Below are 16,570 nucleotides of genomic sequence, written 5' to 3' on the forward strand. Positions count from 1 at the left end.
TTTATCCTTTTTCGGGTATAAAAAGCGTGCCGCTTTTATGCTCTTCATTAATTAAAAAATCATAAGCATTTGTCAAATCAAATCCCGAACTCAAATACATAGGAATTCCTCTTTTCATCACATAATTTGCAGCTTTCAGTTTGGTAACAATACCTCCTGTAGCAAATTCTGAATTAGGAGTATGTTTCATTTCCAAATCTTCTTGTTCGATTGTTTCAACGAATTTTCTCATTTTTGCATTTGGATTTTCATGAGGATTTGAATCATATAAACCGTCAATATCCGATAATATTACCAATAAATCTGCACCGAAAAAATATGCGGCACGCGCAGATAATTGATCATTATCTCCTATTAAAAGCTCTTTATTTGCTATTACGTCATTTTCGTTTAATATAGGAACAACATTATTTTCAAGAAGAATTTCCATAACTCCTCTTGCATTTTTTGATCTTTTTCTTGAATCAAAATCTTCTTCGACTAAAAGCATTTGTGCGCATTTAAAACCGTGTTCTCTAAGTCTTTTTTTATAATATTTCATTAAAAGAGGTTGCCCTATTGCAGCTAAAGCTTGTCTGTTCAGAATCTCTTTTCTATCCAAATCAAGTTTAATATTACCTGCTGCAACGGCACCTGAACTAACTAAAATTACTTCATATTTTTTCTCTTTTTTTAATTTGGCAATTAAATCAACCAAATTATTAAGTCTGGTAACGGCTAAGAGATCATCTTCTCTTAATACGGCGCTACCGACTTTTATTACCACTCGTTTCATTATCTATTTTGTCCTATCAAGTCATATAGTGCAAATTTTATCGAATTTGTATTTAGATGAGTAACAGAAGATATAGGAAGAATAAAAAAAGGTTTATTTTCATCAAATTTATTAAATGTTAAATCTTGTACATAATATGGAAGAGATTTATCAAATCCATACTCATTTGAAGAACTTACCTCTAAATCCAATTCTTTTATAAAGGATTTTATATCAGCTTCTAAATCTTCACCGTAATAGGCGTCAACTTTGGTTAATGCAATTGCAAAGTTTCTGCCGCTAAGCTCTTCTGAGAATTTTTTAACTTCCTCTTTTAAAACTCTGTATTGATCAATTGTTGTTCTGTAATTTGCAATATCAATCATAAAAAGAAGGGTTTTTGTTCTTTCGATATGTCTTAAAAACTCTAAGCCTAAACCTTTCCCTATACTTGCACCGTCAATAATTCCGGGAATATCCGCCATTACAAAAGAGTTATATTCTCCAACTTCAACAACTCCTAATTTTGGAGTAATTGTCGTAAACTCATAATTTGCAATTTCGGGACTTGCATTTGATGTAGTCGAAATAAGCGTTGATTTTCCCACATTTGGATATCCGACTAAACCCACATCTGCAATAAGTTTCAACTCTAGTTTAATCTCTTGCGTTTGTCCGGGTAATCCAGGTTGAAAATAAGTAGGTCTTTGATTTCTTGAATTCTTAAAGTGAGTATTCCCTAAACCGCCTTTTCCACCTTCTAAAAAAAGCTCTTTTTGTCCCTCTTCTATCATATCAAGAAGAACTTCACCGCTATTGCTGTCAATGACTTGAGTTCCCGGAGGTACAGTTAAAACCATTGGTTCTGCTGATTTACCTGTTCTATTTCTTCCTTCTCCGGGTCTTCCGTTGTCAGCTTTTAATATTGACTTACCTTTAAACCAAGATAGTGTATCAGTATTATTGTCTACTTGAAAATATACATCTCCACCTTTTCCACCATCTCCACCGTCAGGTCCACCTTTTACAACAAACTTCTCTCTTCTAAAAGAGGCGCAACCTTGTCCGCCTTTTCCTGATGATACAGTAAACTTAACACTATCTACAAACACAATAATCTCCTAAACTAAAAAAGGGTGTAGGCAAAAAAGCGCTACACCCTTTTAAAAAATTAATAACCTTGATATTTACGAAGCGTAAACAGATACTTTTTTTCTATTTTTATCTTTTACTTCGAACTTAACTACACCATCAATTAATGCATAAATAGTGTGGTCTTTACCAATTCCTACATTTTCACCGCAGTGTACTTTTGTACCTCTTTGTCTAAGAATGATGTTACCAGCTCTAACTGCTTCACCACCAAATTTTTTAACTCCAAGTCTTTTACCAGCTGAGTCTCTATTATTCTGTGTACTTCCTTGACCTTTCTTATGAGCCATAGTATCTCCTTATGCCGCTATTTTTGTGATTCTAACTTTAGTAAAGCTTCTTCTGAAACCTCTTTTTAGTTTTGAATCTTTTCTTCTTCTTTTTTTGTAAATAATAACTTTTTTATCTCTATTTACACCTGTTCCATCTAATACTACTTCAGCCTCAACTTTTGCAGAAGAAACAGCTTCACCAGTTTTTAATTCACCATCGTTTATAGCTAAAACGTCAGTTATTTCTAATGTCTCTTTTGCAGCTTTTCCAGTATAATCAATATCAAGAATATCACCCTCTTGAACTTTATACTGTTTACCACCACACTTAATAATTGCGTACATATTCCAATCCTCTAATTTATCAATCTTTTAGTAACTATTACATTTAACGGGACGGAATGTTATCTAACCTTAGTTTAAACTTTGTTTAAGCGAATATACTTAAACAAAATAAAACTACTATTAACAGTAATCCTCAGGAAGAGCAATTGCATCCATTACAATCATTGAACCCATTGGAAGTTCTTTTGAAGCAATTGTTGTTCTTGCCGGTTTATGATCACCGAAAGCTTCCGAGAAAAGTACATTTACGATTCCGAAATCATCCATATTTTCTAAATAAATATTAACTTTTACAACTCTTCTAAAAGAACTTTTTGAATCTTCTAATAAAACTTTAAGATTTTCCAAAACTTGTCTTGTCTGTACTTTTATATCTTTTTCAACTAATTTACCCTCTTTTGACAAAGGTACTTGAGCAGATGTATAAATAAATCCGTTTGCTCTAATAGCTTGTGAATAAGGTCCTATTGCTTCAGGTAAATTTTTACTCTCTATTGTTTCCATTTTCCCTCTTTTAACTTTTAAAAAATTTTACAAAAAAAATTATAAATTATAACTTACTAATTTACCCTGCTTTAACTGATAAATATTATCTTTAATTTTTCTAAGAAGATTTGCTTTTTCTCTAAATTCATAACTTTTATTATATTGAATCTCTCTTAATCTGTTTGAGTAAAATTTAATCAAAAATCTAAATAGCTGTCTATGTAACTCTTCATAATTATAATCTAAAATATTTTCATTTAATAAAATACCGTTTAAAAGAGTGTTATCAGGCTCTTTTACAGCCATAATAAACTCATTTTTATGAAATTCAAACATAGTTTCATCAACAATATCCAAAATATTGTCCAAAGATTTTTTATCCTCTAAAATATATTTTATTACCGATAATTCGGCAATATCGATTTTTGTAAGATTTAACTCTTTTTTTCTATTTACATCTGTGGATACTTTTACCAAACTCTCTCTTATATTTAATTTTTGAGCTATATATCTTTTATACTCATCTTGGTAAATAAGCCCCAAAGATTTTAGATAATCGTTGGTTTCCAAAAGAGCTTTTTGTTTTTCGCTTGGATTGTTAATATTATATTTGGAAATAATATAATCTATAGCAAAAGGTATAAAAGGCATTGGATTTGCAAATATTTTATTCAGCTCTTCAACTTTGCCTTCATTTACCATATCAGCAGGATCTTTTCCTCCGCCAAAAATCACGACTCCACCTTCAAACTCACTTTGAGAAAGCATTACAGAAGCTTTGAAAGCAGCATTTAATCCGGCTTTATCTCCGTCATAAGCTACTATTACTTTTGGCTCTCCTCGTCTAAGAAGAGGTAAATGTTCTTTGGTTAAAGCTGTTCCTAGTGTGGCAACAGCTGTATTAAATCCTGCTTGATGAAGCATAATAACATCCAAATAACCTTCAGTAACGATTATTCTGTTTCTTTTATAGATATTCTCTTTTGCAATATTATATCCGTAAAGAAGTCTTGATTTATTAAAAACTTTTGTTTGAGGAGAATTTATATATTTGGCATTGTGCCCTGTTATCGTTCTTCCTCCAAAACCCACTATTTTTCCGTTAATAGAATAAATAGGGAAAGTGATTCTTTCAATAAATCTTGAATAAAGTCCGTTTTGACCCGTATCTATTACCCCTAATTCTTTTGCCTCTGCTAGATTAAAATAGTTGTTTTTTAAAAAATTAATCGTATCTTTTGAACTTGGAGCATACCCTATTTCAAATTTTTCTACGGAGAACTCGGAAATTCCCCTTGAATAGATATACTCTTTTGCAGTTTTATTGGAAACAAAAAGTTTTTGATAAAATTTATTAACCTCTTCAAGAACTCTAAAATCTTGTTTTTTTTGATTTGTATTATCGTAATTAAGCGTTACATTATACATTGAAGCCAATTTTTCAATAGTCTCAGGGTAAGAGAGTTTTTCATGCTCCATTACAAAACTTATAGCATCACCCCCTGCTCCGCATCCAAAACAGTGGTAAATCTGCTTTTGGGGACTTACTACAAAAGAGGGAGTCTCTTCACCGTGAAAAGGACAGCAGGCTTTAAAGTTTGCACCGCTTTTTTTAAGCTCGATAAATTGGGAAATTACATCAACAACATCAAGGTGATTTTTAAGGTTTTCAATAGAATCTTTTGTTATCATTTTGGGATTATACCAAATAAATGTAGATAAGTAGTTTAGATTTTTATTTGCTATGTATTTAAATTATGTTATATTATTTTTTCAAATTAAAAAATAAGGTTTTAATTGGACAGTTTAGTCTTAGAGTATAGAGATCCCCTATTTGGAGTTATTGTTTTTTTTGGTCTCATTTTTATAATTTCCTTTCTTACCTACTCTTTTTCTTTGTATAAAGAGAAAAGAGCCAGAAAAGATTATAGAAGACTTTTAAGAAGATTTGAGATCGGTAAATTAAAAGAAGAGGATTACGTACATCTTTATAAAACCTATAATCTGCCCTTTGATTCTATTATTCTTTTGGCTTCTACTTTTGTTCATAAAGGAAATTATACCAAAGCAATTTCAGTCTATCTGACTTTATTGGAACATGTAACAGACAGAGTAAAAAAAGAAGAATTACTTGAGCTTTTAGGAAGTACTTATTTTAAAAGCGGTTTTATGCAAAGAGCAAAAGAGATATTTTTAAGAATATTGAAATTCTCACCAAGAAATGAAAAGGCTTTAGACTATCTTCTAATAATAAATGAAAAACTAAAAGATTATCAAAGTGCAAAAGATAATATTGAGTGTTTAGAAGAGATCGGTGCAGATATTGAGAAAGAAAAAGTTTATATAGAAACTCTTTCTATAATAAACGATCCTCTTGAATCTTTTGAAAAAAAGAGTGAAAAGCTTTATAAAATATTTCAAACAAATCCGGAAGTTCAAAGATTAGTAGCACAATTTTATCTGCAATTCAACAAAAAATTTTTTTGGGAACACCTAAATGAATTTGATTTTAAAAAAATGGTTGATTTAATGTGGTACTTAAATTTTGATGATATAGATTTTGATGAAGTAGCAAAAAACGATTTTCTAAACGAACTTTATAATGCAAAAGGGTATTTAGACACTTTAAATCACAGTAAAGATTTTGTTTTTGATATTTTAATTGCATTAAATAATCATGACCATAAAATTCCTGCAACAATAGACTTTGAATTTATGTGTAATTCATGTAAACAGATTCACCCCATTTATGATTCAAGATGTCCGCACTGTCATGGAATATTGACCTTAGAAGTAAAATATAATTTAGTAAAGAGTTTAAATGAAACAAATCAATCTCTACAGTGACGGTTCTTCTTTGGGAAATCCGGGTCCAGGAGGCTGGGGAACAATTTTAGAGTATAAAGGCAAAGAGAGAGAACTTTGCGGCGGCAGGGAAGATACAACCAACAATCAAATGGAGCTTTTGGGCGTTATTGAAGGATTAAAAGCTTTAAAAGAGCCTTGTGACGTGACGATTATTTCGGATTCTAGTTATGTTGTAAAAGGGATAAACGAGTGGCTTAAAAGCTGGATAAAAAACAACTGGAAAACGGCTGCAAAGAAACCTGTGAAAAATGTAGATTTATGGCAAGAGTATGTAAAAGTTTCAAAATCACACAAAATTAATGCATTATGGGTAAAAGGGCACGACGGACATGAATATAATGAAAGATGTGATATACTAGCCCGGTCATATGCAGAAAAATTAAAAGGAGAATAAAAATGACAGATTACGCAAAATTAGAAAAGTGTTTGGATTATCAGTTTAAAAATAAAGATCTGATAATCGAAGCACTTACACATAAAAGTTATAAGAAACCTTATAACAATGAAAGATTGGAATTCTTAGGAGATGCCGTATTAAATCTGATTGTAGGGGAGTATTTATTTAAAAAATTTCCTAATTCAAATGAAGGAGATCTTTCAAAAATAAGAGCTAGTTTGGTAAATGAAACAGGTTTTACAAAATTGGCAAACAAAATAAAACTAGGAGAGTATATCTTTATTTCAAATGCAGAAGAGAGAAATAAAGGAAGAACAAAAGCTTCAATCCTTTCAGATGCTTTTGAAGCAATTATGGGAGCTGTCTATTTAGAATCAGGACTAGACACACTTAAACCTATAATTTTGAAACTGCTTGAAAGTTCATACGACAAAATTAATTTGGATGTTCTGTTCAGCGATTATAAAACAGCTTTACAAGAAGTTACCCAGGCTGAATTCGGGACAATACCTGAATATAAAATTGAGGGTTCGTACGGTCCTGATCATAAAAAAGAGTTTGAAGTTTCAATCTGGATTGACGGAAAAACTTACGGAAAAGCAATAGGAAAAAGCAAAAAACTGGCTCAACAAGCAGTTGCCAAGATTGCAATTGATAAATTAAAAGGGAAAAAGGGATGAATAGCTTCGGTCAAAAATTTAGATTTACAACTTTTGGAGAAAGCCACGGAAAAGCTTTAGGCTGTATAGTTGACGGTATTCCGGCAGGACTTAAAATAGATGAAACTTTTATTCAAGAAGAGATGGATAGAAGAAAACCCGGGAAAAATGCTTTTGCTACAGCAAGAAGCGAAGGTGACAAAGTTGAAATTCTAAGCGGAGTTTTTGAAGGATTAAGTACGGGAACTCCTATTGCCATGGTTATTTTTAATGAAAATCAAAAAAGTAAAGATTATACAAATATAAAAGATCTGTTTAGACCCGGACATGCAGACTTTACCTACTTTCATAAATATGGAATAAGAGACTACAGAGGCGGAGGAAGAAGCAGTGCTAGAGAGACTGCCGCAAGAGTTGCAGCAGGAGCAATTGCAAAACTTATGTTAAACGAACTTAATATAAAAGTTCAGAGCGGGATTTGTGAAATTGACGGAATAAAAGCTAGCAAAGCAGATTTTGAATTTGCAAAAAAATCGGAAATTTTTTCATTAGATAAAGATAAAGAGGATTTTCAAAAAGAAGCAGTTTTAAATGCTAAAAAAGAGCACAACTCGGTTGGAGGAGTTGCCCTTGTAAATGTAAAAAACTGCCCTATAGGACTTGGTGAACCGATGTATTTTAAACTTGATTCCCAAATTGCAAATGCAATGATGAGTATAAATGCCGTAAAAGGTGTTGAAATCGGAGACGGTTTTGAAAGTGCAAGTAAAAAAGGTCTTGAAAATAATGATGAAATAAGAAGTACAGGCTTTAAAACAAATCACAGCGGAGGGATTTTAGGAGGAATTAGTAACGGTGAAGATATAAACGTAAAAATATATTTCAAACCGACTCCTTCAATTTTCTTAAAACAAGAAACGATAGATATAAACAACAATGAAGTCGATTGTGAACTAAAAGGAAGACACGATCCTTGCGTAGCAATCAGAGGAAGCGTAGTAGCTGAATCAATGATGGCTTTGGTTCTTGCGGATATGCTTTTACTTAATATGAGTAGTAAAATTGAAAATATTAAAAAAGTTTACAACTAAAAATATTTTTTACTACTTTTAAAGATTTTTTTCGGGATAATAAAACTTCCTTTACTTTGGTTAAGTTGAAAGGAATCAAGCGAAGCTTTTGCTTCGCTTTTTTTTTAGCTTATTTTAGGAGAGCTGTTTGATTTTTGAACTTATAATATACTTTTTGGCTGCCCTTTTTGAAATATTCGGATGTTATAGCTTTTGGATGGTATTTAAACTTCAAAAATCATATATTTGGCTTATACCAGGTTTTATTTCACTAATACTCTTTGCTTTTTTACTAACAAAAATAAATCTGGAATTTGCAGGCAGAGCTTACGCCGTATATGGAGGAATTTATATAGTTTCATCTTTAATTTGGCTTTTTATAATAGAAAAACAAAATTTCAATAAATGGGATATTTTAGGCTCTATTATAGTTTTTATAGGCATTACAATAATTTTATTAGGAAATAAAGGTTTTAGGTTTTAAAACTTTAAAAAAATCTAATAATAAAACTTTCTGTTTTTAATAATATCTTTAGGTTTTACTCCATAATATTTAACAAAAGCCGTACTTAAATTGTGAGCTTGTTTATACCCTACTTCGTAAGCTATTTCACTGATATTTAATTCACTGTTTTCTAAAAGTTTTTTTGCTTTTATCATTCTGTTTTCGATTAAAAAATTTCTAGGAGTAGTATCAAAAAAATTTTTAAACCCGTATTTTAGTTTAAATTCATTTAATTTTATCATTTTGGAAAGTTCCGAGATAGAAGGAGACTCTTTTAAGTTTGAGCTTAATATCTCTTTTGCTTTATATAAAGCTTTTATATCATAAGAACTAAACTTTACATTTTGCTCTTTTTTATCCTTATTATTCTCAAATAAATCAATTAACTCATAAGATAATATCTCTAAAACTTTGCCTTGAACAAATAAAACATCATAAGCGCTGCTACATAAACAATTATAGATTTCAAGGGCACAAACTTTTGTTTTAAGATCGGTTTTTTTTACCTTTATTGATTGACAAAATTCCTGAGTTTCAATACTTTTGATACTTCGTTTTGCTTTTTCGTTATTTCTAAAAAACTCTTTTAAAAACTTCGGTTCAAGATATATCATAATATTTTTTATCTCAGAATCTTTTTTATAAAAAATTTGTCCTTTGTCTTTTGTAATATAATTTACAATAGTATGATTTGCAAGAGGGTTTATCCTAAAATCCGATAACTCGCTTATATAAAAGTGGTTTGCGTTAAAACATATATTAATAGTAATTCCACTAAAATCCGATTCATAGTTTGCCACACTATCTTTATAGATTTTAAAATCATTTTTATATATTTTAATTCCACTGTTTACATTTATCGCTTCACTTTTTATAAAAGCACTCTCTTTGGGAAGTTTAATTCTGCTATTAGATTTTACGGTATTAAAAATACTCTCTTTTATACCTGTTGACAAAAATACTCCTAAGGTAATTTTTAATTCTTTTTTAGTAATTTCAATATTGATTTTGATTATTGAAATTTGTATTATACACAAAAAACTTAAATAGGAGTTAAATGGTATGAATAAGACAAAACGATTAATGTTCTCTTTTATAGCTAGTTCTTTATTAGTTAGTTGTGTAAATGCAGAGAAAATAAGTAACACTAAAAAAATAGAGGAAGTTACCGTTACGGCACAAAGAACGGAACAATCTTTAAGTACAGTAAGCAAAAGTGTTTCAGTAATTGAAAATGAAACAATACAAAGAAGACAAAGTGTAAATCTACCTCAACTTATGAATGAAGAAGTAGGAGTCTCTTTTGCTCCTGACGGTATGCAATCAGGACAAGTAGTAATAAGAGGATTTAGTACTCAAAACTTTAGGGCTCCATTATTTGTAAACGGAGATAGATTTAGAGGAAGAAATACTTTAGAATATATGCTTTTAGATCCAAATCAAGTAGAAAGAGTAGAGATAATAAGAGGTCCGGCTTCTTCTTTATATGGAACCGACTCATTTGGCGGGGTTATAAACGTAATAACAAAAAGAGCAACAGGGGACGTAACTGCACCTTTTCATATGACAGACTCATATTATAATGTAGAGTATCAAAGTGTAAATGACGGCTTGGCACATAGATTACAATTAGGAGGAATAGGTAACGGTTTTGATGTTCTTTTAGGCTTAAATTACAGGGATGCAAATAATTATGAATCAGGTGACGGAATAATCCCCAACTCTGATTATAGATCAAAAGGATATGATGCAAGAATCGGTTATACGATTGCTCCTAATCACAGAGTTGAATTTATAAGCAAATATACAACAGTTACAAGAGGAAGAGCAGGAGGTCAATTTGCAGCACCTGGAGCCGGTAATGCAAAAGGAGAATTGCAAAGAGTACAAAGAGAAGAGCCTATGAAAGAGCAGTATAACTCTTTTAGGTATGAAGGTGAGATTCCCTCTTTAGGTTTAGACTCTTTTGAAGCTTCTCTTTACAGAAGAGAGTTAAATACTCATGTAAGTGTTATTCCAAATCTAAATAATCCTTCCGTTTATGTTGATTCATACGTAAACGGACCTACAGTTTACGGAGGTAAATTCATAGGTGTTCACGGAAAACATAAAAAAGCTCTAACCTCAACTTATGGAATGGATTGGTACTTTGAAGACAGAGACAGTAGCGAACAAAGTACAAAAGGAGCACCTAGAGTTAAATCTTCTCCTCAGTCAGAACAGTTAAACATAGGTGCTTTTATGTTGCATGAATATACTTTTGATAATGATGCAATTTTAAGCGGAAGTTTAAGATACGACTATGTAAAAACAAGTCTGGATACAGGTTATATAACCGACTCTACTACAAAAGAACTTTTTAATAAAGCAGGAGATACCACAAACTATAAAGCAACCGGAGGTTTGGGATTGATTTATCCTCTTTGGGACAATATAGATTTAAAAGCAAATGTAAATACTTCTTTTAGGGCTCCTTCCACGGCAGAAGTCTCAGCAGTAGGAACAGGTGTTTACAGTGACTTTAGAGTTCCAAATCCCGATATTAAACCTGAAGAAGGTATTACTTATGAAGTAGGAGCCAGATATACAAATGATAATCTAATATCAAATTTAACCTTTTTTACAAGTGATTATGACAATTTAATTACTACAGAAAATATTACGTACAAAGGATTAGCCGCAAAACAGATTCAAAATATTGGAGAAGCAAGAATCTGGGGGATTGAGTTTGATTTGGATTATGACTTGCCTTATGACTTAAGTTTTAAAACAAACGTAAGTTATTTAAAAGGGAAAGATAAAACTACAGATGAACCTCTTGAACAAATTATGCCTTTAAACGGATTTTTAAGTCTGAAATATGAACCTGAATCTTTACGCAACTACTATATTGAATTAACTGCACAATGGGCTAAAAAAAGAACAAAAGTAGACAAAACAAGTGAAAGAGAGAGAAGCGGTTATTTTGTTCCCAATATATATGCAGGTTTTGATATGGGAAAAGTTAATGCTTTTGATAATGTAAGTTTTAATTTCGGTATTGAAAATATTTTCGACAAAGCTTACTCAATGCCTACGGTTCCAGAAAATATCGCTTATGATACAAGTAAAACAAACCCTTTGCTGCAACCTGGAAGAAATTTCAAAATTGCCATGAAAATTGATTTTTAGGAGATTAAAATATGAAAGAAAAAATTTTATTTGTAACTTCTATTCCAAATCAAGCCAAAAGATTTTGGGATAGAAAAGAGTATGAAAATATAGTTGAAGCTATTAGTCAGTATGAACTTGAAAATATAGATTTAAAAGAGTACAAAGCAATAATTTTCAGTATGTATATCGATCAATATATTCTTTGCAATATAGGAAATAAATTAAAAGAATTTTTAGAAAACGGAAAAAAGATTTTTCTAAACGGACATATAATAAAACCTTTTTTTAAGGAACTTAAGACTTTTATTCCTATGAAAAGACCTACATTAGAAGAGTTTAAAATAATTAAATTACAAGAACATTTAGTTTATAAAAACATAGATATAGAGAAATTAAATAAAAGAAAAGGTGTAGCAGGATTTTTCTCAAGAGGAGGAAATCCTGCTCCAAAAGGAGCAGAACATATTATTGCAGTAAAACAAAAAGAAGTAATTGTTGATTGGGAATATAGAATCAATAACGGAAGTTTATATGTACATTCAGGAAATGATTTATGGACTTGCATGGAAAAAGAGGAAGATAATTATGCTCTTTTTAACAATATTATAAACTGGATTCAAGGAGACAAAGATGAATAATATTGCAGCTTTAAACAGCGGTACGGCTTTTCATATAGTATCTTTAACAAAAGAGCCTTTTAATAAATATTTCAAAAAAGTTTTATATCTGCCTACTTTAAGTTTTGAAGAGCTTAAAGATATCGATATTTTACTTATTACCTGTTCAAGTATGTATGATCAACTACAAAAGAAAAAAGATATTTTTTACAAGTTTTTACAAGAAGGAAAAACGTTGGTTGTAATGGGAAGAAATGAGACAAAATATTGGTTAAAAGATATAAAAGAGGTGGAACTTCCTTTTAACTTTTGGTGGTGGTTAGATGAAAAAAACAGTATAGATTTAGAAGTCGTAAAACCTGAGTATCCTCTATTTAAACATATAAAACTAAAAGATATGTCTTGGCACTACCATGGAGGCTTTGAAATTCCTAAAAATGCCTTAAACGTAATAGAGCAGAAGGATAGTAAAAAGAGTGTTTTTTTTGAGTTAGATAATTATTACGGAGGAAAGCTAATCGTAACTTCCCTTGATCCTTTTTATCATCACGGAAGTTTTTTTATGCCAAATGCCACAAAATTCGGTTTTGGTTTATTAAATTATTTAAAGGATTTAAAAATCAAATGAGACTTATAAAACTACTGTTTTTTTTAACTCTTTCAAGCTCTTTGTTATTTGCAAAAATCGAATTTTACGACCAGACAAATACTAAAATTATTTTAAAAAATGAAGCTAAAAAGGTAGTAAGTATTCCTATTCCTTTGGCTTCACTTAGTATTAGCATTGATAAAGATATTTCAAGACTAAGTTCAATTAACCCAGTAGCAAAAGAGGCAATAAAAAACGGAATTTTAGGAAAAATTTTTCCAAAGAGTTTAAATCTTTCTACAAAAGGAGTAGGAGAAAACTTTATCCCAAATATTGAAGAACTTTTAAAATTAGATCCCGATTTGATTTTCCAATGGGCACACTTCGGTCAAAACTCAATAGAACCACTAAAAAATGCAGGTTTAAATGTTGCTCTTTTAAAATACGGCAAAGAGGAGTCAATTGAAGAATGGTTTAAAATATTAGGAAAAGCTTACGGCAAAGAAAAAAGAGTTAAAGAGATTTTAAACTATAGACAAAGCGTAAAAAACAGATTAAAAAAGCTAACAAAAAATTTAAAAAACAGACCCAGAATTTTATACTTTTTAAGAGTAAATCAAAGCTTAAGAGTAGCAGGAGAAGACTCTTTTAACGATTACAGTATAAACTTAAGCGGAGGAGAAAATATAAAAAACTTTAAAAGCTTTAAAGAGGTGGGTATAGAAGAGATTTTAAAATATAATCCCGAAATAATACTTCTAAATAATTTTGAATCAAACTTAAGTTTAAATAAGATCTACGACAATCCTCTTCTTAGTCTTACAAATGCCGCAAAAAACAAAAGAGTCTATAAAGTTCCTCTTGGAGGTGCAAGATGGGATCCACCGGGGCAAGAATCTCCTTTGATGTGGCTTTGGCTTTTTAAACTTTTACATCCTAAAACAGCAGATTTTGATTTTAAGCAAGAGATGAAAAAAGCCTACAGACTGCTTTATAATTATGATTTAAAAGAAGAGGAGATAAAAACTATTTTGCACTTTAATATAAATAAAAACAGTAAATATTATAAGGATTTAATTCAATGAAAATTATACAAAAATATCAAAATATTATTCTAATATTTTTTCTTTTATTCCTTTTTTTCTACTCCTTGAAAGTAGGAAGAATACAAATAGATATAAAAACTATTTTTTCTATACTTCTAAATAACTTTACAGATTTTAAATCAAACTATCAAGAGTTGGAAGAAAAAATAGTAGAACTCGTAAGACTTCCAAGAGTCTTAATGGCACTTGTTATAGGAGCAGGTTTAGCTGTAGCAGGAGCCTCTTTACAAAGTATATTTAGAAATCCTTTGGCAGGTCCCGAAATCTTAGGAGTATCTTCAGGGGCAGCTTTTGGAGGTTCTTTGGCTATTTTACTCTTTGACAAAGCCATTATGATAATTTCTCTTGCTTTTATTTTTGGCTTTTTATCTATTTTATTAATCTCTTTTTTAAGTAGGATAAACGGACAAAATCCTGTTTTAATGGTTGTATTATCAGGAGTCGTTATTGGCGCTTTATTTTCGGCTTTAACTTCGCTTCTAACTTTTATTGCAGATCCTGAGGATAAACTTCCTGCTATAGTTTATTGGCTTTTAGGAAGTTTAGCAGGAGCCGATTTTAATAAACTTTTAATAGTTTCAATTCCGACTATCTTTGGAATAATATTAATCTATCTTTTAAGATATAGGTTAAATCTTCTATCTTTGGGAGAAGAGGAAGCGAAATCTTTGGGAATAGATATAGAAAAAACCAAATGGCTGATTTTGGCTACTATTACTCTAATAATCTCTTCTTGTGTGGCTATTTGCGGAATAATCGGCTGGGTCGGACTTATAATTCCTCATTTTGCAAGAATGTTAGTAGGAGCAAATCATAAAAGATTAATTCCCGTATCTATTTTTATAGGTTCTTCGTATTTACTTATTATTGACAATTTTGCAAGAACATTAGGACAAAGCGAAATTCCTTTAAGTATTTTAACGGCAATAATAGGAGCCCCTATATTTATCTACCTTTTAAGAAAAATGCAAAACAAAGGATGGAACAATGCTTAAAATAGAAAATGCAACACTAAAAAGAGCTAAAAAAACAATCTTTGAAAACTACTCCTTTGAAATACATAAAGGTGATATAGTAGCAATTTTAGGTCCCAACGGAAGAGGTAAAACCACACTTTTAAAAGCTATTTTAAATCTTTTGCCTTTAGATAAAGGAGAGATTAAAAATAATGCACAAATTGCTTATGTACCCCAAAGTTCCCAATTAATATTTGATTTTACGGTTTTAGACGTAATCTTAATGGGAAGAGCCAAACATCTAAAACTTTTTTCAAACCCTTCAAAAAAAGATTATAATTTAGCCTATGAAGTTTTGGAGTTATTGGAGATCAAAGAGTTTGCCAATAGAAACTTCAGTGAACTTTCAGGCGGGGAGAAGCAACTTGTTTTAATTGCAAGAGCAATAGCTTCCCAGTGTGATTTTTTGATACTTGATGAACCGGCTTCCGCTTTAGATTTTTCAAATCAAAAAAAAGTTTTAAATCAACTGAAACTTTTAAATTCTGAGAAGAAAATTACAATACTTTACACCACCCACTATCCTCAACACGCTTTTTATCTTTCAAATAAAGTCTTACTAATGTTTAAAGATAATTATCTTTTTGATACAACGGAAAAACTTATGACAAATGAGACTTTATCGCAACTTTATGGTATTGATATAAAAAAAGTCTGTTTTGAAGAAAAAGGAGAAAATATTCAAAGCGTAATTCCTATTTTTTGATAAAAAGCAGTAATTTTAATAATAGTTATTTAAATAACTATTTAAGCTACTGTTTATTGATTTTCATATACCATTTTAATAATTACTATCAAAAGGATAAATATGGAAAAAAATAGTACAAAAGATACATCTTCAAAAAAAGGTGAACTGCTTATCGTAAGCACGGGAGCCGGCGATTTGGATAATATGACCCTTAAAGCATATAAAGCTATAAAAAACGCTGATATTGTTTTCACAATGAAAGGAGAAGCGGGTAAATATAAAGAACTTATCGGCGAAAAACCTGTATATACAGCAGGGCATACCCTTTTTATGGAAGAAGGTGACACCAAAATGAGTGAAGATGAAACAAAAAAATTAGAAAATGAAGTAAGAAAGACTATAAGAGAAGCCTACGATGAGGGAAAAAAAATTGTTATATTAGAAAACGGTGATACAACGGTTTACGGTCCTCAAATGGGGTATATGAAAGAGTTTAAAGATTTAAATCCGAAAATAATTCCGGGAATTTCAAGTTTTAACGCAGCAAATGCAGCTTTACAAAATTCAATTATAGGCGGAACAAAAGATGAAAGCGGCGTTACCTTAACAGTTGGAAGAGCAGAAAATAAATTAATAGATAAACTATCACAAGCAGGGTCAACAATGGTATTTTTTATGAATAGAGAGTTTGACGGTTTTATAGAACATTTACTCACCCTTTATCCAAAAGATATGCCAATCGCCGTTGTAAGTGATGCCGGTTTTAAAGAAGAAGAAAAAGTTGTTATAGCAACACTAGAAACAATCAAAGATAAAATCGGCGATAATCTACCTTTTTACAAACTTATTTATGTGGGTAATTTCCTTAAATAAAAAATAAAACTTCTTAGAAA

Annotated in this window: 19 protein-coding genes; 12 read left to right on the forward strand and 7 right to left on the reverse strand. The window is 30.6% G+C overall.

The window, feature by feature from the left end; all coding sequences use genetic code 11:
- Window position 1: 1 nt before the first annotated feature.
- From proB to dnaG, 6 genes are all read right to left on the reverse strand, one after another.
- A complete protein-coding gene (gene proB / locus AANAER_RS11105) occupies window positions 2-775 on the reverse strand; it encodes a glutamate 5-kinase (protein WP_129082231.1) in 774 nt (257 codons plus the stop codon).
- A complete protein-coding gene (obgE, locus tag AANAER_RS11110) occupies window positions 775-1,866 on the reverse strand; it encodes a GTPase ObgE (protein ID WP_129082232.1) in 1,092 nt (363 codons plus the stop codon). Before obgE ends, proB begins: the two co-directional genes overlap by 1 nt.
- 75 nt (window positions 1,867-1,941) lie before the next feature.
- Window positions 1,942-2,196, reverse strand: coding sequence for a 50S ribosomal protein L27 (rpmA, locus tag AANAER_RS11115; protein WP_129082233.1), 255 nt, complete (start codon window positions 2,194-2,196; stop codon window positions 1,942-1,944).
- Between the two features lie 9 nt (window positions 2,197-2,205).
- Window positions 2,206-2,523, reverse strand: coding sequence for a 50S ribosomal protein L21 (gene rplU / locus AANAER_RS11120; protein ID WP_044417798.1), 318 nt, complete (start codon window positions 2,521-2,523; stop codon window positions 2,206-2,208).
- A 120-nt stretch (window positions 2,524-2,643) separates the two neighbouring features.
- Window positions 2,644-3,027, reverse strand: coding sequence for a Rid family detoxifying hydrolase (locus AANAER_RS11125; RefSeq protein WP_129082234.1), 384 nt, complete (start codon window positions 3,025-3,027; stop codon window positions 2,644-2,646).
- Window positions 3,028-3,066: 39 nt separating this feature from the next.
- Entirely contained in the window at window positions 3,067-4,701 is a 1,635-nt protein-coding gene (gene dnaG / locus AANAER_RS11130; RefSeq protein WP_129082235.1) for a DNA primase, read from the reverse strand.
- Between the two features lie 204 nt (window positions 4,702-4,905).
- Between dnaG and AANAER_RS11135 the strand changes: the two genes are divergently transcribed.
- From AANAER_RS11135 to AANAER_RS11155, 5 genes are all read left to right on the forward strand, one after another.
- Window positions 4,906-5,856 (forward strand): tetratricopeptide repeat protein, encoded by a 951-nt coding sequence (locus tag AANAER_RS11135; protein WP_228711159.1) that lies wholly within the window; start codon window positions 4,906-4,908, stop codon window positions 5,854-5,856.
- A complete protein-coding gene (gene rnhA / locus AANAER_RS11140) occupies window positions 5,831-6,271 on the forward strand; it encodes a ribonuclease HI (RefSeq protein WP_044417792.1) in 441 nt (146 codons plus the stop codon). Before AANAER_RS11135 ends, rnhA begins: the two co-directional genes overlap by 26 nt.
- A gap of 2 nt (window positions 6,272-6,273) precedes the next feature.
- Window positions 6,274-6,954, forward strand: coding sequence for a ribonuclease III (gene rnc, locus AANAER_RS11145; protein WP_044417790.1), 681 nt, complete (start codon window positions 6,274-6,276; stop codon window positions 6,952-6,954).
- Window positions 6,951-8,024, forward strand: a complete 1,074-nt coding sequence (gene aroC / locus AANAER_RS11150; protein WP_129082237.1) for a chorismate synthase — start codon at window positions 6,951-6,953, stop codon at window positions 8,022-8,024. The genes rnc and aroC overlap by 4 nt, the downstream gene beginning before the upstream one ends.
- A gap of 127 nt (window positions 8,025-8,151) precedes the next feature.
- A complete protein-coding gene (locus AANAER_RS11155) occupies window positions 8,152-8,487 on the forward strand; it encodes a YnfA family protein (RefSeq protein WP_206732545.1) in 336 nt (111 codons plus the stop codon).
- Window positions 8,488-8,501: 14 nt separating this feature from the next.
- Here the strand turns inward: AANAER_RS11155 and AANAER_RS11160 are convergent, their stop codons facing one another.
- Entirely contained in the window at window positions 8,502-9,464 is a 963-nt protein-coding gene (locus tag AANAER_RS11160; protein WP_129082238.1) for a helix-turn-helix domain-containing protein, read from the reverse strand.
- A 106-nt stretch (window positions 9,465-9,570) separates the two neighbouring features.
- Here AANAER_RS11160 and AANAER_RS11165 point away from each other — a divergent pair, with 106 nt between their 5' ends.
- The 7 genes from AANAER_RS11165 to AANAER_RS11195 all read left to right on the forward strand — a co-directional run bounded on the left by AANAER_RS11165 (window position 9,571) and on the right by AANAER_RS11195 (window position 16,550).
- Entirely contained in the window at window positions 9,571-11,679 is a 2,109-nt protein-coding gene (locus AANAER_RS11165; protein WP_170218439.1) for a TonB-dependent receptor, read from the forward strand.
- An 11-nt stretch (window positions 11,680-11,690) separates the two neighbouring features.
- Complete coding sequence (locus tag AANAER_RS11170; RefSeq protein WP_129082239.1) at window positions 11,691-12,299, forward strand: hypothetical protein; 609 nt, start codon at window positions 11,691-11,693, stop codon at window positions 12,297-12,299.
- Window positions 12,292-12,906: a hypothetical protein gene (locus tag AANAER_RS11175; protein WP_129082240.1), complete on the forward strand. Its 615-nt coding sequence runs from the start codon at window positions 12,292-12,294 to the stop codon at window positions 12,904-12,906. The genes AANAER_RS11170 and AANAER_RS11175 overlap by 8 nt, the downstream gene beginning before the upstream one ends.
- A complete protein-coding gene (locus AANAER_RS11180) occupies window positions 12,903-13,952 on the forward strand; it encodes an ABC transporter substrate-binding protein (RefSeq protein WP_129082241.1) in 1,050 nt (349 codons plus the stop codon). The genes AANAER_RS11175 and AANAER_RS11180 overlap by 4 nt, the downstream gene beginning before the upstream one ends.
- Window positions 13,949-14,968, forward strand: coding sequence for a FecCD family ABC transporter permease (locus tag AANAER_RS11185; RefSeq protein ID WP_179951802.1), 1,020 nt, complete (start codon window positions 13,949-13,951; stop codon window positions 14,966-14,968). The genes AANAER_RS11180 and AANAER_RS11185 overlap by 4 nt, the downstream gene beginning before the upstream one ends.
- Window positions 14,961-15,695, forward strand: a complete 735-nt coding sequence (locus AANAER_RS11190; protein WP_129082242.1) for an ABC transporter ATP-binding protein — start codon at window positions 14,961-14,963, stop codon at window positions 15,693-15,695. Before AANAER_RS11185 ends, AANAER_RS11190 begins: the two co-directional genes overlap by 8 nt.
- A gap of 102 nt (window positions 15,696-15,797) precedes the next feature.
- Window positions 15,798-16,550 (forward strand): SAM-dependent methyltransferase, encoded by a 753-nt coding sequence (locus AANAER_RS11195; protein WP_129082243.1) that lies wholly within the window; start codon window positions 15,798-15,800, stop codon window positions 16,548-16,550.
- The last annotated feature ends 20 nt before the right edge of the window (window positions 16,551-16,570 follow it).

This window comes from Halarcobacter anaerophilus (genome assembly GCF_006459125.1).
Taxonomy (GTDB): Bacteria; Campylobacterota; Campylobacteria; order Campylobacterales; family Arcobacteraceae; genus Halarcobacter; species Halarcobacter anaerophilus.